Raw genomic sequence first — 25,825 nt, 5'->3', positions numbered from 1 at the left:
AGGCGATCCGATGATCCGTTTCACCGCATTTATTCTCGCTCTCGGCCTTGCGCTTGGCCCGGCACGGGCCATGGACAGCAGCGCCGGACCGCTCAACGTGACGCGGATGGCTGATCGGCTTGATGAACCGTGGTCCATCGGGTTTTTGCCCGAGGGCGGCGTGCTGATCACCGAACGCGGCGGGCGGCTTTTGCGGGTGGACGACACCGGGCGCAAGGCGCTCAAGGGGGTGCCCAAGGTGGCAACGCGCGGGCAGGGCGGCTTGCTTGACGTTCTCGTGCCACGCGATTTTGCTCAATCCCGACAGCTTTATTTCACCTACGCCAAGCCGCAACAGGGCGGCGAGGGCACGGCGATTGCCCATGCCCGCCTTGCCCCCGGCGCGGACCGCCTGACAGACTGGACCGTGATTTTCGAACTGACACCGGGATCATCGGGCGGGCGCCACTTCGGAAGCCGCCTTGTGGAAGGGCGCGACGGCTTGCTTTACGCCAGCATCGGCGAGCGCGGTGATCGCCCCTCGGCCCAAGACCTCTCGCGCGAAAACGGCAGCATCATCCGAATCGCCCGCGACGGCGGCATTCCCGCCGACAACCCCTTTGCCAACACCCCCGGCGCACAACCTGAAATCTGGTCTTACGGCCATCGCAACCCGCAGGGCGCGGCGCTTGATCTGGCGGGCAATCTTTGGGCGGTCGAGCACGGCGCGCGCGGCGGCGATGAGGTAAACCGCATCAAACCCGGCGCAAATTATGGCTGGCCGGTGATTTCCTATGGCCGCCACTACTCGGGTCTCAAGATCGGCGAGGGCACGGCCAAACCCGGCATGGAACAGCCCGCGCATTACTGGGATCCCTCAATCGCGCCCTCCGGCCTGATGATCTATTCCGGGGCGCTCTGGCCCGAATGGCGCGGGGATTTCTTTGTTGGCAGCCTCAAGTTCGGCTATATCTCGCGCCTCTCCGGCAGGCCGCTTAGCGAGGTTGAGCAGTTGGAATCGGATGAGACGACACGCGTCCGCGACATCCGCGAGGCCCCCGATGGCAGCATCTGGTTCCTAAGTGTCGCCGAGGGCGCGGCCTATCGGATCATCCCGAACTAGTGCAAGGAACCGCCATTTCTTCTTGCCTGAAATATCCCGGGGGCGTGGGGGCTGGCCCCCACCGATGCCCGACTGTCTTCAGACCGAAAGCCGCGAGGCCTGTGCGCCGCGTTCGCGGTAAGGAGTGGTGTTATAATGCGCCCGATAGCATTTCGAGAAATGCGAGGGCGAGGCAAAGCCACAGGCAAGTGCCACGTTGATCACCGTCATATCGGTCTGCATCAACAGGTTTCGCGCCTTTTGCAGGCGCAGTTCCATGTAGTACCGTTTTGGACTGCGGCTTAGATAACGGCGAAACAGGCGCTCAAGCTGGCGGGTCGACATGCCGACATCGCGCGCCAGAACCGACGGGCTGATCGGCTCTTCGATATTGCTCTCCATCATCTGGATGACCTGGCTCAGCTTGGGATGGCGCACGCCGATCCGGGTCGGCACCGAAAGGCGCTGCGTGTCCTGATCGGTGCGGATCGAGGAATAGATCAACTGATCCGCCACCGCATTGGCAAGCTTTTCACCGTGATCATCGGCGATGATATTGAGCATCAGGTCAATCGAAGAGGTGCCCCCCGCCGTGGTCATCCGGTTGCCATCCACGACGAAGACCGATTTGGTCAGATTCACATCCTCGAACTCTTCGAGAAAGCTGTCGTGATTTTCCCAATGGATCGTGGCGCGCTTGCCATCCAGAAGACCGGCCTTGGCCAGAACATAGGCCGCCGTGCACAGCCCGCCTATCTTGATGCCGCGCCGCGCTTCGCGCCGGACCCAGTTCAGGATACGCTTGGTCGTGGCGGCCTGGACATCCATGCCGCTGCACAACATCACGACATCTTCGCGGTTAAGTTCAGTAAGCGCGAAATCCACGTGAAAGCGCGCCCCGGCCGAACATTTCACCGTATCATCGCTCTCGCCGAGATCGCCCGTATCACCAGTGATAGCCCAGTCATAAAGCTTGGCCCCCGACATCCGGTTGGCAATGCGCAGACATTCCACCGCAGACGCAAAGCTCAGCAGGGAGAAATTATCCAACAACACAAAAACAAAGCGCTTTGCTGTCTTGGGCGCGCTGACTTCGATTTTGGCGGTGTTGGATTTCATGGTCTTCGAATCCCTACGGAACTAGGCTGTTTATCGGGTCTGTCACGAAAACAGCGTTATTGACAAGACATACGGGCGCGAATTGCATGAAATCCTTCAATACCTATATGGTCACTTGGGGGTCGCCTTAGTATAGACGAAACCTAGAATTCGACAAAGCGGAGAAAGACAATGACGCAATGGCACAAATCGGACTGGCGCGCGAAACCGCGGATACAGATGCCAGATTATACCGATGCCGCCGCACTTTCGGCGGCTGAGGCCCGGCTGGCGCAGTATCCTCCGCTGGTTTTTGCAGGCGAGGCGCGCCGCCTTAAACAGCAGTTGGGCGCGGCATCGCGCGGCGAGGCGTTTCTGCTTCAGGGCGGCGATTGCGCCGAAAGCTTTGAACAGTTCAGCGCCGATGCGATCCGCGACACCTTCAAGGTTATGCTGCAAATGGCGATGGTTCTGACCTATGGCGCCAAGGTGCCGGTGGTCAAGGTTGGCCGTATGGCCGGGCAATTTGCCAAACCGCGCTCGGCCCCGACCGAAGTGGTGAACGGCGTCGAGCTTCCGAGCTATCGCGGCGACATCATCAACGACCTGGCCTTTACGCCGGAGTCGCGCATTCCCAATCCTGACAAGATGCTGCAGGCCTACACACAGGCGGCGGCGACGCTCAACCTGCTGCGCGCCTTTTCGACGGGCGGCTATGCGGATGTGCATCAGGTGCACGCCTGGACCCTCGGGTTCACCGAATCCGAGAAGGCCGCCAAGTATCGCGAAATGGCCAATCACATCAGTGATGCCTTGGATTTCATGAAGGCTGCCGGCATCGACAGCGATCGCGCGCATACGCTCAAGACCGTCGATTTCTACACCAGCCACGAATCTCTTTTGCTGGAATATGAAGAGGCGTTGACGCGGCTTGATTCGACCTCGGGCAAATGGTTGGCGGGATCTGGTCACATGCTCTGGATCGGGGATCGCACCCGCCAGCCGGATGGCGCGCATGTGGATTTCCTGAGTGGCGTTCTGAACCCGATTGGCCTCAAGTGTGGGCCGACGATGACAAGCGAAGACCTCAAGCTGCTTCTGGCCAAGCTCAACCCCAACAACGAGGCCGGGCGTCTCACCCTGATCGCGCGGTTTGGGGCGGGCAAGGTGGGGGATAACCTGCCGCGTCTGATCAAGACCGTCGAGGAAGAGGGCGCGAATGTGGTCTGGGTCTGTGATCCGATGCACGGCAACACGATCAAATCGGCCACCGGATATAAAACCCGGCCGTTTGAATCGGTGCTGCGCGAGGTGCGTGAATTCTTTGGCATCCACAAGGCCGAGGGCACCATTCCGGGCGGTGTGCATTTCGAAATGACCGGTCAGGACGTGACCGAATGCACCGGTGGCATGCGCGCGTTGAGCGACGAGAACCTGAGTGATCGCTATCACACCGCCTGCGATCCGCGCCTGAATGCAAGCCAGTCGCTTGAGCTGGCGTTTCTGGTCGCCGAAGAGCTTTCGGCGCTTCGGGTCGAGCGCCAACAGGCCGAGGCAGGTTAAGACCGCAGGGCAACACCCTGTTTTACATTAAAAAAAGGCGGCGCAGAGATTGCCCTTGCGCCGCCTTTTTCCGTTTGATCCTTGGATTGGAGGGTCCCCGGATTATTTGATCACCCGAAGGTAGTCGCGCGCTGATCGGTGGACCGGCTGTTCAGAAGGCGCGCGGGGCGCCTCATCCCGATCACCGGGCAGGGCGCGCATGCCGTTGGATTCAATCCCGGCGACAAGCGGCTCGACATGGCTGTTCACGATCTCAAAGCGGCGCGAGGCGCGGCCAATCTGGCCCTTGCTGACAAAACAGCCGAGCGCGCGCGACACATCGCCCAGATCGCTGCGCAGCGGCAGCATGATCAGCGTACCGCTCAACTCCGGGCGCCCGACACCGGCCTTGCTGCGAAGATCAAGGCGGATGGCCGCCGGGCGATCAAACAGATCGACCAGTTTAAGCGCGAAGTCATCACGGTCGGCGGGGGTGATGAAGCTGCTGAGCGGCATGCCGCGCACTTCCATGCCCATGAGATCGCTAAGATGCATGCCCGCGATCCGCAGCCGGGTGACACCCGGCGCGATCCGCTCGGCGATAAAGGCGTTGGACAACAGCGGCTCGATCCGGCGCGGGTCGATATCCGAACGTCGCGGCACATCATGGCCCTTGCGCATGCTGTTCCAATAGGCGCGGAAGTCACGCATATGTTCGGCCTGCCGGTCGTTTGCACTGCCGGGGCGCGGGGTGACCACTGAACTGATCACGTCGTCCTGCATCTTTCAAAACCTTCTTTCAACGTCATTGTCCGTCTGGCGCGACGGTCACCGGTTTGCCTTAATTCGCATATGACTCACCGTACTGTGACTTTAATTTGACACATTTGTGCCCCGATTTGTCTAAAAATCGTCGTGATTGGTTAACTTCCCCGAAAGGGTTTGGCGCTGCCGGGCGCTTGCCAGCCGCCAGACCAGTGGCTAGGACAGGGAAACACCCAAAAAAGGAACCCCGTGCCGATGCTATATTCCATGACAGCCTTTGCCGCAGCAAAAGGAGAGTTTGAGGGTCAGAACTGGACCTGGGAATTGCGCAGTGTGAATGGCAAGGGCCTTGATCTGCGTCTGCGGGTGCCCGATTGGATCGAAGGGCTAGAGGCGGGCCTGCGCGCGCGTCTGAGCAAGGCCGTGACGCGGGGCAATGTCTCGCTGACCCTGCGGGTGCAGAGCGAAGACCGAAGCGGCGCCCTGACCCTTAACGAGGCGGCGCTTGAAGATGTGCTGACGGCGATGGCCGGGATCGAGGCCCGCGCGATGGACCGTGGTCTGTCTCTGGCGCCCGCCAATGCCGCCGATATTGTCGGGCTGCGCAATGTGCTTGAAACCGGCAGCGGCGCGCAGGAGACCGGCGCGCTTTGCAAGGCGCTCCTGGCGGATTTCGAGGGCGTTCTGGAGAGTTTCCTTGACATGCGCCGCGCCGAAGGCACCGCCCTGGCGCTGGTTCTTGGCGCGCAGCTTGACGAGATAGAGGCACTGACCACTCAGGGCGCAGAGGTTGCCGTGGCGCGCAAGGACGAGTTGGAGCAGGGCTTTCGCACGGCCCTTGCGCGGATCATGGAGGCGGCCAGCGGCGCCGATGAGGCACGCGTGGCGCAGGAGCTTGCGATCATGGCCGTCAAGCTTGACGTGACCGAAGAGATCGACCGCCTGCACGCCCATGTCGGCGCCGCGCGCGACCTGCTTGCCCAAGGATCGCCGATGGGGCGCAAGCTCGATTTTCTAAGCCAGGAATTCAACCGCGAGGCCAATACGCTTTGCTCCAAGGCGCAGAACACCGGGTTGACGCGCATTGGTCTTGGCCTCAAAACCGTGATCGACCAGATGCGCGAACAGGTGCAGAATGTGGAATGACCGCAAGCCGCTGTGATGTAGGGTGGCGTTGGATTTGAGTATTTTTGGAAAGATGAAAGGCAGGGGGTGTTCTCTGTCACGCCAAAGCGGAAAGAGAGTGCAATGAGTGATCGCCGGGGCCTTTTGATTATTCTGTCATCGCCGTCGGGCGCGGGCAAGTCGACGCTGTCGCGCAGGCTTCGGGCCTGGGATCCGACGATTTCGTTTTCGGTTTCGGCCACCACGCGCACACCGCGAGAGGGCGAGGTTGAGGGGCAGGATTACTTTTTCCTGAGCCAGGATCAGTTCAAGCGTGACGTGGCAGCCGGCGAAATGCTTGAGCATGCGCATGTGTTTGGCAATTTTTATGGCTCGCCTAAGGGCGCGGTTCAAAATGCCATCGAGAGCGGGCGCGATGTGTTGTTTGACATCGACTGGCAAGGCGCGCAGCAAATCCGCAATTCGGCGCTCGGGGCGCATACGCTGTCGATCTTTCTGTTGCCGCCTTCGATCGGCGAGTTGCACCGCCGTCTTGAAACCCGCGGCCAGGACAGCGCCGAGGTGATTGCCAAGCGGATGGAGAAGAGCTGGGACGAGATCAGCCACTGGGATGGCTATGATTTCGTGCTGATCAATGACGACCTGGACGCCACCGAGCGCAAACTGATCACGATCATCGAGGCCACCCGTCTGCGCCGCAGTCAGCAACCGGGGCTGACCGCGCATGTGCGCCAATTACAGACTGAATTCGAGGAGACACGATGACCCTTTACGCCCTGGACGGCCGCGCGCCGCAGACCCCTGAGGATGGTGATTTTTGGGTTGCGCCCGATGCCAATGTGATCGGAGATGTGGTGCTCGAAGCCGCAACGTCGATCTGGTTTGGCGTCACCCTGCGCGGTGATAATGAGGTGATCCATATCGGCGCGGGCAGCAATCTGCAGGAAAACACCGTCGCGCATACCGATCCTGGTTTTCCGCTGACAATCGGGGCGGGGTGTACGATTGGGCACAAGGCGATGCTGCATGGCTGCACCATTGGCGAGAACACCCTGATCGGGATGGGGGCGACCATTTTGAACGGCGCGAAAATCGGCAAGAACTGTCTGATCGGGGCAGGGGCCCTGATCACCGAGGGCAAGGAGATTCCCGATGGCAGCCTTGTGATGGGGGCGCCGGGCAAGGTGATCCGCACATTGGATGCGGCAGCAATCGACGCGCTCCGGGCCAGTGCGCTGCATTATCAGAACAATATGCGCCGCTTTCGCGCCGGATTGACGGCGCTTTGAGCAAAATGCCGGAACAGGGCATCGCCTCGGTTCTGGCCGCCCTTCCGCTGGCGGCGATTCTGGTGGCGCCGGATGCGCGCATCATCGGGGCCAACAGGACGGCAGGCGATCTTCTGGGCCCGACACTTGAGGGGCGGCATTTCATGACCGCGCTGCGCCAGCCCGATGTGCTTGACGCGGTTGAGGCCACGATGGCCGACCGCGCCCCTCGACAGACCACCTATCACAAGAGCGAGGCCGGGCGCACTCATACCTATGCGGTGAGCGTTGGGTTTATCGACATGGCACCGGCGCAGGGGGTTCTGCTGTGTTTTGAGGACATGTCGGAGAAAGAGCAGGCGAGCCAGATGCGTCGCGATTTCGTCGCCAATGTGAGCCATGAGTTGCGCACGCCGCTGACCGCGCTGATGGGGTTTATCGAAACCTTGCAGGGCCCCGCGCGGCGCGATGACACGGCGATCGACCGCTTTCTTGGCATCATGCAATCCGAAGCCGCACGGATGGAGCGGCTGGTCCGCGATCTGCTGTCGCTGAGCCGGGTGGAAAGCGAAGAGCGTGTGCGCGCCGCCGATCCGGTTGACCTTGGCCGCATCATCGGCTCGGTGTTGCACACGCTGCGCCCGCTGGCCAAGGCGTGCGGATGTGAGATCGTGTTTGATCCGCCCGAAGGCGTGCTTGTTCCGGGCAATTCCGATCAGCTTCAGCAGGTTTTTACAAACCTGATCGAGAATGCGATCAAATATGGCGGCAAGGGCAACACGATCACCATCACGCTTGACGGATCGGCGCCCGAAACAAGCCTGCGGGTGCCTGCGGTGATCGTGTGGGTCGCCGATCAGGGGCCGGGAATTGATCCGCTGCATATTCCGCGCCTGACGGAACGATTCTATCGTGTCGATGCGCACCGCTCGCGCGAGATGGGCGGCACCGGGCTTGGGCTTGCGATTGTGAAACACATCATCAATCGCCATCGCGGGCGGCTGCGAATCGAATCGACACCGGGGCAGGGCAGCGTGTTTACGGTGATTTTGCCGCGTCTGACCAGGGACGCCTGACGTCTTTCGCGAGGTTAACCATCAAAAATCCTGAGAAAGCGGCGGCTGTCATATAACCGTTACAAAAGTGTAACAAAAGCGTTGTTGCAACCGCATAGCAGGGCCGCAGAGGTCGCCAATACGGGCGCCCCGACACCCGAACTCAGGAGCAATCCATGTCGCTTTTCAAACTTACCGTTTCCACTCTGGCGCTGTCTGCCATGGCCGTTGGCGCCGCGCAGGCGCGTGACGAGATCCGCATTGTCGGCTCGTCCACCGTGTTTCCCTATACCCAGGCTGTTGCCGAGCAATTTGCCAATGTGACCGGCGCGCCCTCGCCGATCGTCGAATCGACCGGCACCGGCGGCGGGATGAAGATTTTCTGCGCGGGCATCGGCGAAGCGCACCCCGACCTGACCGGGGCCTCGCGCGCCATGAAGGCCTCGGAATACAAGCTTTGCCAGGACAACGGCGTGACCGACATCACCGAGGCGATGATCGGCTATGATGGCCTGTCGATTGCCATTTCGCGCGATGCGACAAACGACTGGGATCTGAGCCTTGAGCAGGTGTTCCTTGCGCTTGCCGCAGAAATCCCCGGCGAGGGCGGCTGGATCGCGAACCCCAACAAGACCTGGGCCGATGTTGACGCAAGCCTGCCGGCCGTTGAAATCCTGGCCTATGGCCCGCCGCCCACATCGGGCACTCGCGACGCCTTTGTCGAGCTGGCGATGCATGCCGGGTGCGAGGCGACTCCCTTCATGAAAGCCCTGAAAGACGCCGACAAGGACGCCTATAAGGCGACCGTCAAGGACAACTGCTCGCGGATGCGTCAGGACGGGCCGTTCGTGGAAGCAGGCGAGAACGACAACCTGATCGTTCAGCGCCTGAATGCCGACGAACATGCCATGGGCATCTTTGGCTATTCGTTCCTCTATGAGAACATGGATACGCTCAAACCCGTCAAGATCGCCGGTGTGTCGCCGAGTGCCGAGACCATCGGTGATTTCTCCTACCCGATCTCGCGCCCGCTGTTCTTTTACACGAAGAACGCCCACCGCGGCGTGATCCCGAACTTTCAGGAGTTTATCGAAGAGTATATGTCCGATGACGCGATGGAGCCGGGCGGCTATCTGAGCGAGCGTGGCATGGTGGCCCTTCCCGACGATCTGCGTGCCGAAACACAGGACGCTGTGATCGAAGGCAAGACAATGGCGCCGAAAGAATAAGCGCCTAGACTGTCGCCGCCCGGCCAGGTGTCGGGCGGCGTTGCATTTTTTCCAAATCCCGAGAGTATCATGACTACAGCCGCATTTGCCTGCCTCCTTGTGTTTTCCGTGATCGGCTATGTCTGGAACCGTCAGGCTGCCACCGCGATCCGGCGTGACGGGGCGCGGCTTCACTCTCTGGTCGGATTTCATGGCGCCTATTCTCTTTTGGTGTTGCTGGTCCCGGTGCTTGTGCTGATCCTGCTCTGGCTTTTGCTTCAGGGACCGGTGATTGACATGCTGTTGAAATCCGGAATTGGCGCGCAATTGGAAGGGCTTGGGACCGGCGAGGTGCAGCTGATCGTCGCCGAGATCAAATCCATCGCGCGCGACGTTGTCTTTGGCACCCCCGATCCCTGGAAAATCGAAGCGGCCGAGCAATTGACCGCCCTGCAGGCGCGCTCCGGTCAGCTTTTGCTGGTGGTTGTTGCAGGGATGTCGCTGGTGCTTGTGGCGCTGAGCCGTCGCAAGGTCAGCGCCGAGTTCCGCGCCCGTCACGGGGTCGAACGGATTATCTCGGGTCTGATGATCTTTTGCTCGGTTGTAGCGGTCTTTGTCACCATCGGCATTGTCGCCTCGCTGATGTTCGAGACCTCTAAGTTCTTTGCCAAGGTGTCTGTCGTCGAGTTCCTCTTTGGCACCAATTGGGAGCCGCAGATTCCGCTGCGCGAAGATCAGGTCGCCGCCGAGGGCGCGTTCGGGTGGTTGCCGGTGATGCTTGGCACGCTGGTGATCACGGTCATCGCGCTTGTTATTGCCGTGCCTGTGGGCCTCATGTCGGCGATTTACCTTAATGAGTTCGCGCCGCGCAAGTTTCGCGCCGTGGCCAAGCCGCTTCTGGAAATCCTCGCCGGCGTGCCGACGGTCGTCTACGGATTTTTCGCCATCCTCGTGGTCGCCCCGGCGATCCGCAGTTTTGGCCAGTCGCTTGGGCTTGATGTCTCGCCCAACACCGCATTGGCGGCGGGCGGGGTGATGGGGATCATGCTAATTCCGTTCATTTCGTCGTTTGCCGATGATGCGCTCTCGGCGGTGCCGCAGAGCTTGCGCGACGGGGCGCTTGGCCTTGGCGCGACGCGGGCCGAGATGATGACCGGCGTGCTTTTCCCGGCCGCCATTCCCGGCATTGTCGGGGGGGTGCTGCTTGCCGTGAGCCGGGCGATTGGCGAGACGATGATCGTGGTCATGGCCGCCGGCCTGATCGCCAAGATGACGATGAACCCCCTTGATAGCGTGACCACCGTCACCGTGCAGATCGTGACCCTGCTGATTGGCGATACCTCGTTTGACAACCCCAAGACGCTGGCCGCCTTCGCGCTTGGGATGATGCTTTTCATCGTCACGCTGATCATCAATATTTTCGCGCTGCGCATCGTGCGCAAGTACCGCGAAGCCTATGACTAAGGACCCCGCGATGACCGATCTCTCATCACAGAGCGTGCGCAGCCACCTCAACCGGCGCAACCGCCATCAGACGATGATCAAGGGCTTTGGCATGGCCGCCATCGGCTTTGCGGCGCTGATGCTGTTCATTCTGGTCTCGTCTCTAGTCAGCTCTGGCTACAAGGCGTTTACCCAGACCCATGTCACGGTGGAGGTGTTTGTAGACCCCGCCGAGATCAAGCCCGAGCGCCTGCCGCGTGGCGGCTTTGACGATGTGCTTTTGGCCAGTCTCAAGACCTATTTTCCGGACGTCAGCGGGAGGGCCGATGAGAAGGCGCTTGAGGGGATTTTCTCCAATGGTGCGCAGTTTACGCTGCGCGACCGCATCGTCGCCGACCCAGGCCTGATCGGGCAGAGCATCACCATGACGGTGCCGACCTCTGATCCCTTCGATCAGCTGGCCAAGGATCTGGTCAAGCGCGACACCCCCGAGACACAGCGCCGCGTCAGCGACCGCGAAATCGGCTGGTTCGACACGCTGGATCAGGCCGGGGCGATTTCGCAACCCCTGAACTGGGGGTTGATCAGCAATACCGATAGCCGCTTTCCCGAACTGGCCGGCCTCAAGGGCGCGCTTATGGGAAGCTTCTGGGCGCTTCTGGTCTGTTTCGTGATCTCGTTTCCGCTTGGCATAGGGGCCGCGATCTATCTTGAGGAATTTGCCCCGCGCAACCGGCTGAGCGATTTCATCGAGGTCAATATCAACAACCTCGCGGCGGTGCCCTCGGTGGTGTTTGGCCTGCTGGCCCTGGCGGTGTTCATCGGCTGGATGGGCATGCCGCGCTCGGCGCCGCTTGTGGGCGGGATGACGCTGGCGCTCATGACGCTGCCGACGATCATCATCGCGACGCGCGCCGCTCTCAAGGCGGTGCCGCCCTCGATCCGCGAGGCGGCACTTGGGGTAGGGGCCTCAAAGCATCAGGTGGTGTTTGGCCATGTTTTGCCGCTGGCGATGCCCGGTATCCTGACCGGCACCATCATCGGCCTTGCACAAGCGCTTGGCGAAACCGCGCCGCTTTTGCTGATCGGGATGAACGCCTTTATCACCTCGGCGCCGGATTCGCCGCTCGATAGCGCGACCGCCTTGCCGACCCAGATCTTTATCTGGGCCGACAGCCCCGAACGCGGCTTTGTAAGCCGCACCTCCGCCGCCATTCTGGTGCTCTTGACCTTTCTCATCACCATGAACGCCATCGCCATTTATCTGCGCAGCAAGTTCGAGCGAAAATGGTAAAGAAGGACAGACAGATGTTTGATACGCAAACGCCGGAGAAGACCGTGACCAGTGACACCCTCAAATTTACCGCCCGCGATGTGCATGTGTATTATGATGACGCCGAGGCGATCAAAGGCGTCAATGTCGATATCCTCGACAAGACCGTGACCGCCTTTATCGGGCCGTCGGGCTGTGGCAAATCCACCTTCCTGCGCTGTCTCAACCGCATGAACGACACCATTCCGATCTGTCGCGTGACCGGCGAGATCCGCCTTGACGGGCAGGACATCTATGACCGCTCGATCGACCCGGTGCAATTGCGCGCCAAGGTCGGCATGGTGTTTCAGAAACCCAATCCGTTTCCCAAGTCGATCTATGACAATGTCGCCTATGGGCCGCGCATTCACGGGCTTGCCAACACCCGCGCCGATCTTGACGTGATCGTCGAAAAATCCCTGCGCCGCGCCGCGCTATGGGACGAGGCCAAGGACCGGCTCGACTCACCCGGCACCGGCCTTTCAGGTGGCCAGCAACAGCGGCTTTGCATCGCCCGCGCCGTGGCGACCGCCCCCGAAGTTCTGTTGATGGACGAGCCCTGTTCGGCGCTTGACCCGATTGCCACCGCTCAGGTCGAAGAGCTGATTGACGAGCTGCGCCAGGACTATTCCGTGGTCATCGTCACCCATTCGATGCAACAGGCCGCCCGCGTCAGCCAGAGAACCGCCTTTTTCCACCTTGGTCATCTGGTCGAGTTCGGCGAGACCAGCCATATTTTCACAAACCCCAGCGATGAACGCACCGAAAGCTACATCACCGGGCGCATCGGCTAAGGACGAAATCCATGTCAAATCAACATATTGCCTCGGCTTTTGACCGCGATCTTGAAACCATTCAGGCCCGGATCATGAAGATGGGTGGGCTGGTGGAACGCGCCATCAGCGACGCCGCCCGCTCGCTCGAAACCCGCGACGAAGAGCTTGCCGAAGAGGTGCGCGGTCGCGACAAGGCGATCGACATCCTCGAAGAAGAGATCAACGAAGAGGCGGCCCGCGTGATCGCCCTGCGCGCGCCCACGGCCGGTGACCTGCGCCTTGTGCTGTCGGTGATGAAGATCTCGGCCAACCTTGAGCGGATCGGCGATTATGCCAAGAACATGGCCAAGCGGACCTCGATCCTGGCCCAGATGTCGCCGGTCAGCGGCTCGCCTGCGGCGCTGCGCCGGATGGCGCGCGAGGTCGAAGCGATGCTCAAGGACGCGCTTGACGCCTATATTCAGCGCGACATCAACCTCGCCCATGAGGTGATGCAGCGCGATCAGGACGTCGATCAGATGTACAACGCGATTTTCCGGGAATTCCTGACCTTCATGATGGAAGACCCGCGCAATATCACCGCCTGCATGCACCTGCATTTCATCGCCAAGAACACCGAACGGATGGGCGATCATGTGACCTCGATTGCCGAACAGGTGATTTATCTGGTCTCTGGCGCGATGCCCGATGACCCACGCCCCAAAGGCGATCAGACCTCGACAAATGCGTCAATTTCCCCCACGTCCTGAACTGGAGAGCCAGCCCCATGGCCGCCGATCAGCCCACCGTTCTTTTGGTCGAAGACGAACCCGCACAGCGCGAGGTTCTGAGCTATAACCTTGAGGCCGACGGATTTCGCGTACTCACCGCCAGCAATGGCGAAGAGGCGCTCTTGATCGTCGCCGAAACCCCGCCTGACATCATCGTTCTCGACTGGATGATGCCGAATGTGTCGGGGATCGAGGTCTGCCGCCAGCTCAAGACCCGATCTGAGACCCGCGCCATTCCGATCATCATGCTCTCGGCGCGCTCGGAAGAGGTTGATCTTGTGCGCGGCCTGGAAACCGGGGCCGATGATTACATGGTCAAACCCTATTCGGTGGTCGAGCTTTTGGCACGGGTGCGCGCGCAACTGCGCCGCACGCGCCCGGCGACCGTGGGCGAACGGCTTGAATACCAGGATATCGTGCTTGATGCCGAAACCCACCGGGTGACGCGAGGCGATCACGCGCTCAAATTGGGGCCGACCGAGTTTCGCCTTTTGTCGACCTTCATGGAAAAGCCGGGGCGGGTCTGGTCGCGCGACCAGCTTCTGGATCGGGTCTGGGGGCGCGATATCTATGTGGATACGCGCACCGTCGACGTGCATATCGGGCGGCTGCGCAAGGCGCTCTGCCAATATGGCGGCGATGATCCGTTGCGCACGGTGCGCGGCGCGGGCTATGCCCTTGGCTAGGCGATTGGCCTATCGGGGCAGGGGGTCTTCATCCTCGGCCTGACCGGCGAGCCAGTCGCGAAACTTCAACAAGGCCGGATCGCGCGCGTTGCGCAGGGGCCAGACAAGGTAATAGGCCCCCGGCGTCTGCGCCGCCCCGCCCCAGGCACAGACCAGCCGACCCGTCGCAAGATCCTGTTCGGCCAGATAATCGGGCAAGAGTGCCACACCAAGGCCATGCAATGCCGCCTGGGTAATGGTTGCGAATTGGTCATAGATCGTGCCGGTGACCTGTTGGTTGGTCACCCCATGCGCCGCCAGCCATGCCGCCCAGGCCTGTGGCCGGGTCTCGATATGCAAAAGCGGCAGGTTCAAAAGATCAGCGGCCCCCGTGATCGGCGCCCGCCCGGCCAGAAACTCGGGCGTGCAGACCGGCAAAACCGCCTCGGTCTTGAGCCGCAGCGCCTGCGTATCGGACCAATCCGGTTCCCCGAAATGTATAGCTGCATCAAAAGGTTCGCTGGCAAAGTTAAACGGTTTGAGACGGGTCGAGAGGTTGATCGTCACCTCGGGGTGCAGGCGCGCAAAATCTGCCAGACGCGGCACCAGCCACCGCATGCCGAAGGTGGGCAAGATGGCAAGGGTCAGGCTTCCACCGACCGGGTTGACCGTAAGCTTGAGCGAGGCTTGGGTGATCTGCTGCAAGGCCCCCCGGATTTTATCGGCGTAATCCGCCGCCTCGGGCGTCAAAATAAGGCTGCGCCCCTCGCGGATAACAAGGGTCACGCCAAGCTGTTCTTCCAATGTTTTCAACTGCCTGCTGACCGCACTTTGCGTTTGCGCCAGCTCTTGGGCGACCGCGGTTGCACTGCCAAGGCGATCAAGCGCCTCAAGCGCGCGCAGCGAGGCGATCGAGGGCAGAAAACGGCGGGGCGGGTTCATACTTGCTCTTTACTCATGGGTTCATGTGTAAATATCGATATTATATGCGGTTTTACCAGTGTAGTCTGCCCGCAACCTGAAAAAAACTCATAAGGATATCCCCATGAACGCCAACACGCGCGTCTTGCGCGCCAAGGATGCACCGGATCTCAACAGCTTTGACTGGGCCGACCCGTTCCGCCTCGCCGATCAGCTAAGTGAAGAAGAGCGGATGATCGCCGAAAGCGCGCGCAGCTTTGCCCAGGAAACGTTGCAACCACGGGTGATCGACGCCTATCGCGAAGAACGGGTCGACCCCGGTATTTTCCGCGAGATGGGCGATATGGGCCTTTTGGGCACGACCATCCCCGAAGAATACGGCGGGCTTGGCGCGAATTATGTCACCTATGGCCTTGTTGCGCGTGAAATCGAGCGGGTCGATTCCGGCTATCGCAGCATGATGAGCGTTCAATCCAGCCTTGTGATGTATCCGATCTATGCCTATGGCAGCGAAGAACAGCGACGTAAGTACCTGCCGGGGCTGGCAAAAGGTGAATTGATCGGTTGTTTCGGCCTGACCGAACCCGATGCCGGGTCGGACCCCGCTGGTATGAAGACCCGCGCCGAGAAAACCGCGACCGGATACCGCATCACCGGCACCAAGATGTGGATTTCCAATAGCCCGATCGCCGATGTGTTCGTCATCTGGGCGAAATCCGAGGCGCATGACGGCAAGATTCGCGGCTTTGTCCTCGAAAAGGGCATGATGGGGCTGAGCGCGCCGAAAGTGGGCGGCAAGCTGTCGTTGCGTGCTTCTGTCACAGGCGAAATCGTGATGGAGGGCGTCGAGGTTGGCGAAGAGGCTCTTTTGCCGAATGTTCAAGGGCTTAAAGGGCCCTTTGGATGTTTGAACCGGGCGCGTTACGGCATCGCCTGGGGCGTGATGGGCGCGGCAGAGTTCTGCTGGCATGCCTCGCGGCAATACGGGCTGGACCGGCGTCAATTCAACCGGCCGCTGGCGCAAACCCAGCTGTTCCAGCTCAAGCTTGCCAATATGCAGACCGAAATCACGCTTGGCCTTCAGGCCGCCCTGCGGGTTGGCCGTTTGATGGACGAGGCCAATGCCGCGCCCGAGATGATCTCGATGATCAAGCGCAACAACTGCGGCAAGGCGCTTGAAATTGCGCGTCACGCCCGCGACATGCATGGCGGCAATGGCATTTCCGAAGAATTCCAGGTGATCCGGCATATGGTGAACCTTGAAACCGTGAACACCTACGAGGGCACGCATGATGTTCACGCCCTCATCCTCGGACGGGCGCAAACCGGCTTGCAGGCGTTCTTTTAAGCATGCACAGTCGGCGAAAACCTTTGGCATAGGGCTTTCATGGATCGCGCAGAAATCGTTCACGAAAATTTCCTGAAACGCGTTGGCGCGGGCGATCTGCCCGCGCTTTCTGCGCTCACGGCGAGGCAGGCCGGGCTTGATCACGCGGCGCTGTTAACCTTGTTTCGCGCGCAGGTCATCAGCCGCCAGCTTGACCGCGTCGCGCGCCGCCTTCAGGCCGAGGGGCAGGGGTTTTATACCATCGGATCAAGCGGGCATGAGGGCGTGGCCGCAGTGGCAAGCGCCCTGCGCCCCACCGATCCGGCGTTTTTGCATTACCGCGACGGCGCGTTTCAGGTGGCGCGCGCGCAGCAGGTGCCGGGGGAGGACCCGATATGGGACATGCTGCTGAGCTTTACCGCCTCTGCCGACGACCCGATCAGCGGCGGGCGGCACAAGGTTCTGGGCAGCAAGGCCCTGAGCATTCCGCCGCAAACCTCGACCATCGCCAGCCACCTGCCCAAGGCAGTTGGGGCGGCCTATTCCATCGGCCTTATGCGCCGCTCACCGCCGCCCGCGCCGGAATATGCGCCCGATGCGATTGCGTTCTGTAGCTTCGGCGACGCCTCGATGAACCACTCGACGGCGCAAGGCGCGCTGAATTGCGCCGGCTGGACAAGCTGGCAGGGCGCGCCGCTGCCTTTGCTTTTTCTGTGCGAAGACAATGGCATAGGGATCTCAGTTAAATCACCAGAGGGCTGGGTTTCGGCGGTCCTGCAATCGCGCCCCGGCCTGCGGTATTTCTCCTGCAACGGGCTTGATCCGGCCGAGACATATGCAACCGCCCGCGAGGCCGCCGACTGGGTCCGCCGCATGCGCAAACCGGCGGTTCTGCATATGTCCTGCGTGCGGCTTTATGGGCATGCGGGGCCGGATGTCGAGGCCGCCTATCGCCCGATGGCCGAGATCGAGGCCGGTGAGGCGCATGATCCGTTGCTTTACACTGCGGCGCGGCTGATCGCCGAAGGGTGCGCTACGAAAACGGATATTCTTGAGCTTTATCAGTCTGTTTTCGATGAAACCTCATCCAAGGGTCAAGAGGCTATCAAGCGCCCCAAGCTGAGCAGCGCCGCGGATGTCATGGCCTCAATCATCCCGCCCAAGCGAGAGTTGGCGCGCGTCAATGGCCCCGACCCGGAGGCGCGTGCCGCATCGTTCGGCCCGTCGGACATGCGTGCGCTTGAGGCGCCACAGCCGATGAACAAGCTGATCAACCTCGGCCTGAGCGACCTTATGCTGCATTATCCCGAAATCGTCATGGCGGGCGAAGATATTGGCCGCAAAGGCGGGGTTTACGGCATCACCAAGGGGTTGCAATCCCGCTTTGGCGCGCATCGGATGATCGACAGCCTGCTGGACGAGCAAAGCATTCTGGGTCTGTCGCTGGGGCTGGCGCAGAACGGCTATATCCCGATGCCGGAAATTCAGTTTCTGGCCTATCTGCACAATGCAGAGGATCAGTTGCGCGGCGAGGCGGCGACGCTTTCGTTTTTCTCGAACGGGCAATTTACCAATCCGATGGTGCTAAGAATCGCGGGCCTTGGCTATCAAAAGGGCTTTGGCGGGCATTTTCACAACGACAACTCTCTGGCGGTTCTGCGCGACATCCCTGGCATCGTTATTGGTTGCCCTTCAAATGGTTATGACGCGGTCCTCATGTACCGAGAGGCGGTCCGGCTGGCCCGCGAAGAGGCCCGCGTCGTGGTGATGGTCGAGCCGATCGCGCTTTATCCGATGCGCGATTTGAATACGCCGGGCGATGGCGGCTGGATGCGGGCCTATCCGGGGCCCGACGCAAGCGCGCCGCTCGGGCAGGTGGGCATCACCGGCACAGGCACCGAACTTGCAATCGTGACCTATGGCAATGGCTGTTACCTGAGCCATCAGGCGATGGCAGAGCTTGGCGAAGGGGTGCGGGTCATTGATCTGCGCTGGATCGCGCCGCTGGCCGAAGAGGCGCTTTTCACAGCGGTTGAGGGCTGTGATCGCATCCTGATCGTTGATGAATGTCGCCGCACCGGCGGGCAGGCCGAGGCGCTTGCCGCGCTCTTTGGCGAACGCCTTGACGTGCCCGTGGCGCGCGAGGTGGCCGAGGACAGCTTTATCGCCACAGGCCCGGCTTATGGCGTCACGATGCCGTCAAAGGCGTCGATCATCGCCGCCGCAGAGCGGATGTTGCGCAAATGAGCCGGCTTGGCAATCTTTGGCGGCAGAGCGCCAGGGAAAGCTTTGAAGCGCCGGGATTTCAGGGCGACCTTGGCGTTGACCTTGTGATTATCGGCGCCGGGTTTACGGGCCTTTCGGCGGCGCTTGCGGCTGCGGGGCAGGGCGCCACGGTGGCCGTGCTTGAGGCCAACACCGTCGGCCACGGCGGATCGGGGCGCAACGTGGGGCTGGTCAATGCCGGCCTGTGGCTGCCGCCCGATGACGTGTGCCGCGCTCTCGGCGCGGCGGCAGGAGAGCATCTCAATACCGTTCTGGGCGGCGCGCCGGATGTGGTGTTTGATGTGATCACGCGCCACGCGATTGACTGCGAACCAAGGCGCGCGGGCACCTTGCATCTGGCGCATGCCCCGAAGGGCGAGGCCCAACTCAAGGCGCGCCTGGCGCAGGTGCAGGCGCGCGGCGCGCCGGTGCAATACCTTGCGGCGGATGAGGTGGCCAAACGCACCGCGAGCGCGGCTTTTGGCGGCGCACTCTTTGATGCGCGTGCGGGTACGATTCAGCCATTGGCCTATGCGCGCGGCCTTGCGCGGGCCGCCGCAGAGCAGGGCGCGCGGATTTACGAGAACAGCCCCGTCACCGGTGCCGCGCGGCACGGCGGTCAATGGGTGGTCACAAGCCGCTCTGGCAAGATCCGGGCGCGCCGACTTTTGGTGGCAACCAATGCCTATCACCAGCCGCTGGCGCATATGTCGATGCCAACTGTGCCGGTTGTGCAGTATTTTCAACTGGCCACCAAGCCGCTTGGCACGAACCTTGCCGGTGATATTCTGGCGGGCGGCGAAGGGGCGTGGGATACCGGGCTTATCATGACCTCGATCCGCCGCGACGAGGCCGGGCGCGTCATCATTGGCGGCATGGGAAGCGAGGCCGTGACCCATACCAATTGGGCCGAGCGCAAGCTGTCCATGCTCTTTCCCCGGCTTGCCGGCTCCGAGATCGAGCACGCCTGGAGCGGCAAGATCGCCATGACCCAAGACCATTTGCCGCGTATCTTGCGGCTTGGGCGCGAGGGGCTTGCGGTTTTTGGCTATTCGGGGCGGGGTATCGGGCCGGGCACGGTATTTGGTCGCGCGGCGGCCCTGGCCTTGCTGAGCGACGACGAAAGCGGACTGCCGGTGCCGGGCGTTGATATGTATAATGAAAGGTTCTGCACCCTGAAGACGCTGTTTTACGAAACCGGCGCGCGGCTTGTCCATTTGGGGGCGGCGCGCAGCTAGCCATTGGCGCACAGTCACTGTTTGTTGTCCCGCTCCCCATTGCGTCGGCGCGCATTGGCTATATGTGCACCCTCCAGATCAGATTTCGGAGCAGGACATGGCCCTTCAGGATACCGGTGCGAGTTTCACCCAAGGCAGCCTCATGCGGCATGTATCGGTCATGTCGTTCACCTCAAGCATCGGCTTGATGGCGATCTTCGCGGTCGACCTTCTGGATATCGTTTTCATCTCGATGCTGGGGCGCGATGAACTGGCGGCTGCCGCGGGCTATGCCAGCACGATCATGTTCTTTTTCAGCGCCGTTAATATCGGCCTGTCGATTGCCGCAGGCGCCCTTGTCGGGCGCGCGACCGGCGCAGACGAGCCGCTTGACGCCCGTGAATATGCCAGCAGCGTGGCGGTCATTTCGGTGGTGGTGGGCATTCTCCTTCCGGCCCTGGCCCTGCCCAACATCATGGCTTTGCTGGCCCTCGTCGGGGCGACAGGACAGGTGGCGGAGCTGGCGGCAGGCTATCTCTGGGTCATCCTGCCCACGACCATGGTGTCGGGCCTTTCGATGGTCGCAGTGGCGGTATTGCGCGCCTATGGCGATGCGCGCGGCGCGATGTATCCGGCGCTTTTGGGCGGCGGGGTCAATGCGGTGCTTGACCCGCTTTTGATCTTTACGCTCGGCATGGGCCTGAACGGGGCGGCGCTGGCCACCGTGGCGGCGCGGGGTGCGACAATGGCGATGGCCATGGGGTTGGCGGTGTTTCGCTACCGGGCCTTTGTAGTGCCGCGCCCGCAATGCGTGGCGCGCGATTTCCGCGAGGCGGCGGGGATTGCCTTGCCGGCGGTGCTTGGCACCGTCGCGACGCCCGTGGGCACCGCGATTGTCACCCGCGAGATGGCAAAATACGGCCATGACGCGGTCGCCGGTCTGGCAGTGATCAACCGGATGGTGCCGGTGGTGTTTTCGGTGGTTCTTGCGCTGTCAGGGGCAATCGGGCCAATTTTCGGTCAGAACTTTGGGGCAGGGCGTCTGGACCGGGTGCAGGAAACGTTTTTTGAAGGGCTCAAGTTCCTGGCGATTTACGTGCTGGTGATGTCGGCGCTTTTGTTCGTGCTGCGCGCCCCGATTGCCGGGCTTTTCGACGCCACCGGCACCATGCGCTCGCTGCTGTATCTCTACTGCGGACCGCTGGCGCTTGCATCGTTTTTCAACGGGGCGATTTTCGTCTCGAACGCGTCATTCAACAACCTTGGGCATCCGGGCTATTCCACCGGCGTGAACTGGGCGCGCCAGACGCTTGGCACCATGCCCTTTGTTCTGGCGTTCGGGGCAATCTGGGGGGCGCATGGCGTGCTCATCGGTCAGGCCTTTGGCGGGGCCGTTTTCGCGACGGTCGCGATCTGGCTTGGGCTCAGGGTGATTCAGGCGCCCTGCCGTGATCCGCTTCGGGGACAGTATACCTGCCCGGAAATGCGGATGCAGGTGATGTCGAACCGCTCTTACCGTTAGGTGAATGTGCCAGAGTTTGATGCGCAGGATTTGGGTTGGCCCGCTTTATTTTGAGTAATTCGGGACCGATGAAAGGCTCAGGTTGCCCTTGATTTGGTGCGGTCCTCGGCGGGCTTGCCTTGACCGGGGTAAACGAGGCCCGCCGAGATCACCAGTTTCGCCGCATCCTCGATACTCATGTCGAGCTCGATCACATCCTCGCGCGGAAAGAACAGCAGGAAGCCCGAGGTCGGGTTTGGCGTTGTCGGCACGAAGACACTGACCAGATTGCTGCCGGTCTGGGCCTTTTGGTTGATCTCGCCCTTGGCCTCGATCGAGATAAAGCCGATCGCCCAGATATCCTTGCGCGGGTATTGGATAAGGCAGGCTTTCTCGAAGCTGCTTTCGGATTGGGCAAAAACGGTTTCGGCGATCTGTTTGACGCCCGAATAGATCGAGCGGACCACCGGCATCCGGTTCACAAGCGATTCGGCAAAGAGGATCAGCGAACGCCCGATCAGCCCCTTGGCAATCCAGCCGACAACTACGGTGAAAATCAGGAAGATGATCAGACCGACGCCGCGCAGGTTGATGCCGAAATATTCTTCGGGCTGGTATTGGTGCGGAATGAGCGGCAGGACGAAGCCGTCGACCCAGCCGACGATCGTCCACATCAGCCAGAGCGTCAGGCCGACCGGAGCAATCACCACAAGGCCGGTCAGGAAACTGGCGCGCAACCCGGCAAAGCGGCGCGGTTTCTTGGCGGGGACTTGCAGTTCGTCAAAGGGGGTGGTCATCGGGTATCCAAATGCTGAGCCTTGCAGGTATCTAAGGGCAATGGCGCCCTGCGACAATGGCCCAATGTACGCGGCCCCGCGCGGGCGCGTGAAAATCCGGGGGCAGGGGTTGCGCGTTCGTGCATCGGGCGGTATACGCGCGGCATTGTAATCCGCAGGTATGGGCGGGCCAATGGGGGAGACATCCCTGTTTGTCCACCGGTTGAAGCATCCCGCTTCTCACCCCGTACCGAGGCGAAAACCGGAAAAGGAAACGACCATGGCTCTTCCCGAGTTCACCATGCGTCAGCTGCTTGAAGCTGGCGTTCACTTTGGCCACCAAACGCAACGCTGGAACCCCCGTATGGGCGAGTTCATCTATGGCGCGCGCAATGGCATCCACATCATGGACCTCACGCAAACCGTTCCCATGCTGGACGCGGCGCTGAATGTGATCCGTGAAACCGTTGCCAAGAACGGCCGCATCCTGTTTGTCGGCACCAAGCGCCAGGCCGCAACGCCGATCGCCGAAGCCGCAGACAAATGCGCACAGTATTACATGAACCACCGCTGGCTTGGTGGCACGCTGACCAACTGGCAGACCGTGTCGAAATCAATCCAGCGCCTCAAGCAGATCGACGAAGCCCTTGAAGGCGGCGCCGAAGGCCTGACCAAGAAAGAGCGTCTTGGCATGGAACGTGACCAGGGCAAGCTTCAGGCTTCGCTTGGCGGGATCCGTGAAATGGGCGGCGTGCCGGACCTTCTGTTCGTCATCGACGTGAAAAAAGAAGCCCTGGCCGTTGCCGAAGCCAACAAGCTTGGCATTCCGGTTGTGGCGATTGTCGACACCAACTGCTCGCCCGACGGCATCGATTATATCATCCCCGGCAACGACGATGCGGCCCGCGCCATCGCGCTTTACTGTGATCTGGTGAGCCGCGCGGCACTTGACGGCATGACCGCGCAGATGGGCGCCGCCGGCGTTGATCTTGGCGCCATGGAAGAGGCCCCGATGGAAGAGGTGCTCGCCGAGGCCGCACCCGCCGAGACCGCCGCAGCCGAAGGCTAAGCGACGTCACGACATTGACATGAGGGCAGGGGATCAGCCTGCCCTCAATCCCTGACTGATTTGAGGAGAGCCAAGATGGCGATCACAGCTGCAATGGTAAAAGAACTGCGCGATTCGACGGGCGCAGGCATGATGGACGCGAAAAAAGCGCTGACCGAAACCGATGGCGACATGGAAGCCGCGGTTGACTGGCTGCGCACCAAGGGCCTTGCGAAAGCGGCGAAGAAATCGGGCCGTACCGCGGCCGAAGGTCTTGTTGCGGTTCAGGTCGAGGGTGGCCGCGGGGTTGCCGTTGAAGTGAACTCGGAAACCGACTTTGTTGCGAAAAACGCCGAGTTTCAGGGCATGGTTGCCGGGATCGCCAAGGCGGCCCTTGGCGCGGCTGACCTTGAGTCGCTTCTGGCGGCCGACATGGGTGGCAAGAACGTTGCCGACACCGTGAACGCCAAGATCGCCACCATCGGCGAGAACATGTCGGTCCGCCGCATGGCCGCGCTTGAGGGCGACACGGTTGTGTCCTATGTCCACAACGCCGCTGCTGATGGCATGGGCAAGATCGGCGTTCTGGTTGCTCTGAAGGGCGACGCGGGCTTTGGTCGTCAGGTTGCGATGCATATCGCCGCCACCAACCCCGCCTCGCTCGATGAGGCCTCGCTTGACCCGGCAGTTGTCGAGAAGGAAAAGCAGGTTCAGATCGAGATCGCCCGCGAATCCGGCAAGCCCGATGCGGTGATCGAAAAGATGATCGTTGGTCGCATGGCCAAGTTCATGTCCGAAGTGACCCTTCTGGGCCAGGCCTTTGTGATGAACCCCGACCTTACCGTCGCGGCCGCCGCCAAGGAAGCGGGCGCAGAGATCACCGGCTTCATTCGCCTTGAAGTAGGTGAAGGCATCGAGAAAAAAGAAGAAGATTTCGCCGCAGAAGTGGCCAAGGTTGCGCAGGGCTAAGGCCCGGCAACAGAAGTCCTTTTCAAAGGGCGTCCTCTCGCGGGGGCGCCCTTTTTGGTTGCGTGCGCTGGAAAGCAAAAGCGGCGCTGCCCGTGAGGGCAACGCCGCTAATGCAACCGGTCGTCTATTGGGGATGAAACGACGGTCAAGGTGCGTCGACCGCCCACCTTGAAAAATAAAGGCAGACGGCCGACATCCGGTAGGACCGGAAGGACGGTTTTTCCCATAATAAAAAGGTAGAACCATCCCCATGTTCCCGGGCTATAAAGCCACCACTCACGGAACGGTGCCATCATGCTATTTTACGTAGGGTCATGAAAGTATGGAATTCCATACCATCTTATAACTTGTTGTTATCGAAAAATTTATTTTTCCAGAAAAAATATTTGATTCTGAAATGCAGCTTTCAAAACCGCTTGCGCCGTCGTTTCGACATTTAATGCCGCACGTGCCAGCCGCAAATGTTTTTCCACGGTGGCCGGTGTCAGACCGATCAAAAGGGCGATGTCCTGAACGGTCTTTCCATCGCCGACCCAACCCAGAACCTCGCGTTGGCGCGCCGTCAGCCCACGGCCCGGCGCGGTATAGGGCAGGGACAGGATACGCAGATGCGCCAGGTTGTTCAGCGCCATGATGCTCTCGCCATCCCGCTGCCACATCTCATCGACTTTGCACTGGCTCAGACCGGGGCGCGCGGTCAGCGCAATCGCGCCCTTGGTGCGCGGTGAAAGCGACTTGAAGCTTATCGAATAGCCCGCCGCAAGATTCTGCGCCCGGTTGAAATCGTAAACCTTTTGTTCCTCTGGTGACATCGTGCCGTCTTCGGTCATTTCCCTAAGGCGCGACCACGAACAGGCGCCTTCGTTTTCAAGCGCCCAACGGACCATAGGCGCCTGAAAATACAGACCTTCGCCAATGAAGACATCGGTATATTCGTTGCTGTGATTGGTCAGAACCACGAAGTCGTCGGGATTGCCCAAAGAGGTCGCCGTGCGATAGCGCGTATAGCCGTAAATCAATCTGTCGAACCCATATTCGGCCATATACTGAGTATGGATGCTCCACAGCTCTTCGATGCTTGACGCATTCAGCAGCGCATTGACCTTTTTGGCTTCGATCATCCAGCAGTCTCCAGATGACCAACCATCGCCTCTAGCGCCAGACCATAGCCTTTGGCCCCAAAGCCGCAGATAACGCCCACCGCTATGGCCGAGAGGAAAGACGTATGACGAAACTCTTCGCGGGCATGCACGTTGGACAGGTGCAGTTCGATCATCGGCAGTTCGACCGAACTTATCGCGTCGCGCAGCGCGACCGAGGTATGGGTATAGGCACCGGCATTCAGGATGATGCCGTTATAAAGTCCGCGGGCGGCGTGGATCTCATCCACCAACGTGCCTTCATGGTTGCTTTGGCCAAAGCCAAGCTCAACCCCGAGGGCCTTGGCCTTGTTGCGGCACATGGCTTCGATATCGGCAAGGGTGGTATGGCCGTAGACATCCGGTTGGCGTGTGCCAAGGAGATTGAGGTTCGGGCCGTTCAGGATCAGAATTGCGGTCATGTCAGTGCTCCTAGACATTCGTCATAAACTGCTAATCGTCGATCTGTCGAGACCCGCTAGGCACTGCAATCGTTTACATTTTGGGGTGTGTCCGAGTTGATCAACGCGACAGGTTGCCATTCATGCGAGGTC

At 60.9% G+C, this 25,825-nt stretch carries 24 protein-coding genes; 18 read left to right on the top strand and 6 right to left on the bottom strand.

The features are described 5' to 3' along the window. Positions 1 to 10: 10 nt before the first annotated feature. Positions 11 to 1,102: a PQQ-dependent sugar dehydrogenase gene (locus BUB78_RS01525; protein ID WP_073194229.1), complete on the top strand. Its 1,092-nt coding sequence runs from the start codon at positions 11 to 13 to the stop codon at positions 1,100 to 1,102. Between the two features lie 78 nt (positions 1,103 to 1,180). Here BUB78_RS01525 and BUB78_RS01520 read toward each other — a convergent pair whose 3' ends face one another. Then, positions 1,181 to 2,200, bottom strand: a complete 1,020-nt coding sequence (locus BUB78_RS01520) for a GlxA family transcriptional regulator (protein ID WP_073194227.1) — start codon at positions 2,198 to 2,200, stop codon at positions 1,181 to 1,183. Between the two features lie 171 nt (positions 2,201 to 2,371). Between BUB78_RS01520 and BUB78_RS01515 the strand changes: the two genes are divergently transcribed. Next, positions 2,372 to 3,742, top strand: a complete 1,371-nt coding sequence (locus tag BUB78_RS01515) for a class II 3-deoxy-7-phosphoheptulonate synthase (RefSeq protein ID WP_073194224.1) — start codon at positions 2,372 to 2,374, stop codon at positions 3,740 to 3,742. Between the two features lie 102 nt (positions 3,743 to 3,844). Here the strand turns inward: BUB78_RS01515 and BUB78_RS01510 are convergent, their stop codons facing one another. Next, entirely contained in the window at positions 3,845 to 4,504 is a 660-nt protein-coding gene (locus BUB78_RS01510) for a PAS domain-containing protein (protein ID WP_073194222.1), read from the bottom strand. A gap of 237 nt (positions 4,505 to 4,741) precedes the next feature. Here BUB78_RS01510 and BUB78_RS01505 point away from each other — a divergent pair, with 237 nt between their 5' ends. The 10 genes from BUB78_RS01505 to phoB all read left to right on the top strand — a co-directional run bounded on the left by BUB78_RS01505 (position 4,742) and on the right by phoB (position 14,129). Further along, positions 4,742 to 5,632 (top strand): YicC/YloC family endoribonuclease, encoded by an 891-nt coding sequence (locus tag BUB78_RS01505; protein ID WP_073194221.1) that lies wholly within the window; start codon positions 4,742 to 4,744, stop codon positions 5,630 to 5,632. A gap of 102 nt (positions 5,633 to 5,734) precedes the next feature. After that, positions 5,735 to 6,376: a guanylate kinase gene (gmk, locus tag BUB78_RS01500; RefSeq protein WP_073194219.1), complete on the top strand. Its 642-nt coding sequence runs from the start codon at positions 5,735 to 5,737 to the stop codon at positions 6,374 to 6,376. Then, positions 6,373 to 6,900 carry a gamma carbonic anhydrase family protein gene (locus BUB78_RS01495; RefSeq protein ID WP_073194217.1) on the top strand — a complete coding sequence of 176 codons (528 nt, stop codon included), beginning with the start codon at positions 6,373 to 6,375 and terminating at the stop codon, positions 6,898 to 6,900. The genes gmk and BUB78_RS01495 overlap by 4 nt, the downstream gene beginning before the upstream one ends. A gap of 5 nt (positions 6,901 to 6,905) precedes the next feature. Continuing rightward, complete coding sequence (locus tag BUB78_RS01490) at positions 6,906 to 7,955, top strand: sensor histidine kinase (protein ID WP_073194606.1); 1,050 nt, start codon at positions 6,906 to 6,908, stop codon at positions 7,953 to 7,955. Between the two features lie 155 nt (positions 7,956 to 8,110). Then, entirely contained in the window at positions 8,111 to 9,163 is a 1,053-nt protein-coding gene (locus BUB78_RS01485; RefSeq protein WP_073194214.1) for a substrate-binding domain-containing protein, read from the top strand. Positions 9,164 to 9,232: 69 nt separating this feature from the next. Further along, a complete protein-coding gene (gene pstC, locus BUB78_RS01480; protein ID WP_073194212.1) occupies positions 9,233 to 10,606 on the top strand; it encodes a phosphate ABC transporter permease subunit PstC in 1,374 nt (457 codons plus the stop codon). Positions 10,607 to 10,616: 10 nt separating this feature from the next. Beyond that, positions 10,617 to 11,879: a phosphate ABC transporter permease PstA gene (gene pstA, locus BUB78_RS01475; protein WP_084732713.1), complete on the top strand. Its 1,263-nt coding sequence runs from the start codon at positions 10,617 to 10,619 to the stop codon at positions 11,877 to 11,879. Between the two features lie 14 nt (positions 11,880 to 11,893). Next, positions 11,894 to 12,691, top strand: a complete 798-nt coding sequence (gene pstB / locus BUB78_RS01470) for a phosphate ABC transporter ATP-binding protein PstB (RefSeq protein ID WP_073194603.1) — start codon at positions 11,894 to 11,896, stop codon at positions 12,689 to 12,691. Between the two features lie 11 nt (positions 12,692 to 12,702). After that, positions 12,703 to 13,422, top strand: coding sequence for a phosphate signaling complex protein PhoU (gene phoU / locus BUB78_RS01465; protein ID WP_073194208.1), 720 nt, complete (start codon positions 12,703 to 12,705; stop codon positions 13,420 to 13,422). 17 nt (positions 13,423 to 13,439) lie between these two features. Further along, on the top strand, positions 13,440 to 14,129 hold the full coding sequence (gene phoB, locus BUB78_RS01460; protein ID WP_073194207.1) for a phosphate regulon transcriptional regulator PhoB: 690 nt from the start codon (positions 13,440 to 13,442) through the stop codon (positions 14,127 to 14,129). A 9-nt stretch (positions 14,130 to 14,138) separates the two neighbouring features. On the opposite strand, the gene BUB78_RS01455 is transcribed toward phoB, so the two are convergent. Further along, positions 14,139 to 15,050, bottom strand: a complete 912-nt coding sequence (locus BUB78_RS01455) for a LysR substrate-binding domain-containing protein (RefSeq protein WP_073194205.1) — start codon at positions 15,048 to 15,050, stop codon at positions 14,139 to 14,141. A 103-nt stretch (positions 15,051 to 15,153) separates the two neighbouring features. On the opposite strand from BUB78_RS01455, the gene BUB78_RS01450 reads away from it, so the two are divergent. From BUB78_RS01450 to BUB78_RS01435, 4 genes are all read left to right on the top strand, one after another. Beyond that, positions 15,154 to 16,377 (top strand): acyl-CoA dehydrogenase, encoded by a 1,224-nt coding sequence (locus BUB78_RS01450; RefSeq protein WP_073194203.1) that lies wholly within the window; start codon positions 15,154 to 15,156, stop codon positions 16,375 to 16,377. A 39-nt stretch (positions 16,378 to 16,416) separates the two neighbouring features. Then, a complete protein-coding gene (locus tag BUB78_RS01445; RefSeq protein WP_073194202.1) occupies positions 16,417 to 18,603 on the top strand; it encodes a dehydrogenase E1 component subunit alpha/beta in 2,187 nt (728 codons plus the stop codon). Further along, positions 18,600 to 19,859: an NAD(P)/FAD-dependent oxidoreductase gene (locus BUB78_RS01440; RefSeq protein ID WP_073194200.1), complete on the top strand. Its 1,260-nt coding sequence runs from the start codon at positions 18,600 to 18,602 to the stop codon at positions 19,857 to 19,859. The genes BUB78_RS01445 and BUB78_RS01440 overlap by 4 nt, the downstream gene beginning before the upstream one ends. Before the next feature lie 97 nt (positions 19,860 to 19,956). Continuing rightward, positions 19,957 to 21,360 carry an MATE family efflux transporter gene (locus BUB78_RS01435; protein WP_073194198.1) on the top strand — a complete coding sequence of 468 codons (1,404 nt, stop codon included), beginning with the start codon at positions 19,957 to 19,959 and terminating at the stop codon, positions 21,358 to 21,360. Between the two features lie 77 nt (positions 21,361 to 21,437). Here the strand turns inward: BUB78_RS01435 and BUB78_RS01430 are convergent, their stop codons facing one another. Beyond that, positions 21,438 to 22,136, bottom strand: coding sequence for a DUF502 domain-containing protein (locus tag BUB78_RS01430; RefSeq protein WP_073194197.1), 699 nt, complete (start codon positions 22,134 to 22,136; stop codon positions 21,438 to 21,440). Positions 22,137 to 22,395: 259 nt separating this feature from the next. Here BUB78_RS01430 and rpsB point away from each other — a divergent pair, with 259 nt between their 5' ends. Both rpsB and tsf read left to right on the top strand, forming a co-directional pair. Beyond that, positions 22,396 to 23,184: a 30S ribosomal protein S2 gene (gene rpsB, locus BUB78_RS01425; protein ID WP_073194195.1), complete on the top strand. Its 789-nt coding sequence runs from the start codon at positions 22,396 to 22,398 to the stop codon at positions 23,182 to 23,184. Positions 23,185 to 23,259: 75 nt separating this feature from the next. Further along, on the top strand, positions 23,260 to 24,132 hold the full coding sequence (gene tsf / locus BUB78_RS01420; protein ID WP_073194194.1) for a translation elongation factor Ts: 873 nt from the start codon (positions 23,260 to 23,262) through the stop codon (positions 24,130 to 24,132). A 365-nt stretch (positions 24,133 to 24,497) separates the two neighbouring features. Here the strand turns inward: tsf and BUB78_RS01415 are convergent, their stop codons facing one another. Both BUB78_RS01415 and aroQ read right to left on the bottom strand, forming a co-directional pair. Continuing rightward, positions 24,498 to 25,253 carry a LuxR family transcriptional regulator gene (locus tag BUB78_RS01415; RefSeq protein ID WP_073194191.1) on the bottom strand — a complete coding sequence of 252 codons (756 nt, stop codon included), beginning with the start codon at positions 25,251 to 25,253 and terminating at the stop codon, positions 24,498 to 24,500. Then, the gene (aroQ, locus tag BUB78_RS01410; protein ID WP_073194189.1) at positions 25,250 to 25,693 is read right to left on the bottom strand and encodes a type II 3-dehydroquinate dehydratase; all 444 of its coding nucleotides are present in this window, start codon (positions 25,691 to 25,693) and stop codon (positions 25,250 to 25,252) included. Before aroQ ends, BUB78_RS01415 begins: the two co-directional genes overlap by 4 nt. Between the last annotated feature and the right edge of the window lie 132 nt (positions 25,694 to 25,825).

The organism is Roseovarius marisflavi, assembly GCF_900142625.1.
Lineage (GTDB): Bacteria > Pseudomonadota > Alphaproteobacteria > Rhodobacterales > Rhodobacteraceae > Roseovarius > Roseovarius marisflavi.
The sequence above is the reverse complement of the archived record's forward strand: the minus strand, read 5'-3'. Positions and strand labels throughout refer to the sequence as shown.

Bases quoted from the DNA above. Each gene is read 5' to 3' on its own strand.
- BUB78_RS01430 (WP_073194197.1), bottom strand. From the start codon at position 22,136: ATGACCACCCCCTTTGACGAACTGCAAGTCCCCGCCAAGAAACCGCGC.
- gmk (WP_073194219.1), top strand. From the start codon at position 5,735: ATGAGTGATCGCCGGGGCCTTTTGATTATTCTGTCATCGCCGTCGGGC.
- aroQ (WP_073194189.1), bottom strand. From the start codon at position 25,693: ATGACCGCAATTCTGATCCTGAACGGCCCGAACCTCAATCTCCTTGGC.
- phoB (WP_073194207.1), top strand. From the start codon at position 13,440: ATGGCCGCCGATCAGCCCACCGTTCTTTTGGTCGAAGACGAACCCGCA.
- tsf (WP_073194194.1), top strand. From the start codon at position 23,260: ATGGCGATCACAGCTGCAATGGTAAAAGAACTGCGCGATTCGACGGGC.
- BUB78_RS01450 (WP_073194203.1), top strand. From the start codon at position 15,154: ATGAACGCCAACACGCGCGTCTTGCGCGCCAAGGATGCACCGGATCTC.
- pstB (WP_073194603.1), top strand. From the start codon at position 11,894: ATGTTTGATACGCAAACGCCGGAGAAGACCGTGACCAGTGACACCCTC.
- BUB78_RS01525 (WP_073194229.1), top strand. From the start codon at position 11: ATGATCCGTTTCACCGCATTTATTCTCGCTCTCGGCCTTGCGCTTGGC.
- pstC (WP_073194212.1), top strand. From the start codon at position 9,233: ATGACTACAGCCGCATTTGCCTGCCTCCTTGTGTTTTCCGTGATCGGC.
- BUB78_RS01455 (WP_073194205.1), bottom strand. From the start codon at position 15,050: ATGAACCCGCCCCGCCGTTTTCTGCCCTCGATCGCCTCGCTGCGCGCG.
- phoU (WP_073194208.1), top strand. From the start codon at position 12,703: ATGTCAAATCAACATATTGCCTCGGCTTTTGACCGCGATCTTGAAACC.
- BUB78_RS01435 (WP_073194198.1), top strand. From the start codon at position 19,957: ATGGCCCTTCAGGATACCGGTGCGAGTTTCACCCAAGGCAGCCTCATG.
- BUB78_RS01440 (WP_073194200.1), top strand. From the start codon at position 18,600: ATGAGCCGGCTTGGCAATCTTTGGCGGCAGAGCGCCAGGGAAAGCTTT.
- BUB78_RS01415 (WP_073194191.1), bottom strand. From the start codon at position 25,253: ATGATCGAAGCCAAAAAGGTCAATGCGCTGCTGAATGCGTCAAGCATC.
- BUB78_RS01505 (WP_073194221.1), top strand. From the start codon at position 4,742: ATGCTATATTCCATGACAGCCTTTGCCGCAGCAAAAGGAGAGTTTGAG.
- BUB78_RS01485 (WP_073194214.1), top strand. From the start codon at position 8,111: ATGTCGCTTTTCAAACTTACCGTTTCCACTCTGGCGCTGTCTGCCATG.
- BUB78_RS01445 (WP_073194202.1), top strand. From the start codon at position 16,417: ATGGATCGCGCAGAAATCGTTCACGAAAATTTCCTGAAACGCGTTGGC.
- pstA (WP_084732713.1), top strand. From the start codon at position 10,617: ATGACCGATCTCTCATCACAGAGCGTGCGCAGCCACCTCAACCGGCGC.
- BUB78_RS01520 (WP_073194227.1), bottom strand. From the start codon at position 2,200: ATGAAATCCAACACCGCCAAAATCGAAGTCAGCGCGCCCAAGACAGCA.
- BUB78_RS01510 (WP_073194222.1), bottom strand. From the start codon at position 4,504: ATGCAGGACGACGTGATCAGTTCAGTGGTCACCCCGCGCCCCGGCAGT.
- BUB78_RS01495 (WP_073194217.1), top strand. From the start codon at position 6,373: ATGACCCTTTACGCCCTGGACGGCCGCGCGCCGCAGACCCCTGAGGAT.
- BUB78_RS01490 (WP_073194606.1), top strand. From the start codon at position 6,906: ATGCCGGAACAGGGCATCGCCTCGGTTCTGGCCGCCCTTCCGCTGGCG.
- BUB78_RS01515 (WP_073194224.1), top strand. From the start codon at position 2,372: ATGACGCAATGGCACAAATCGGACTGGCGCGCGAAACCGCGGATACAG.
- rpsB (WP_073194195.1), top strand. From the start codon at position 22,396: ATGGCTCTTCCCGAGTTCACCATGCGTCAGCTGCTTGAAGCTGGCGTT.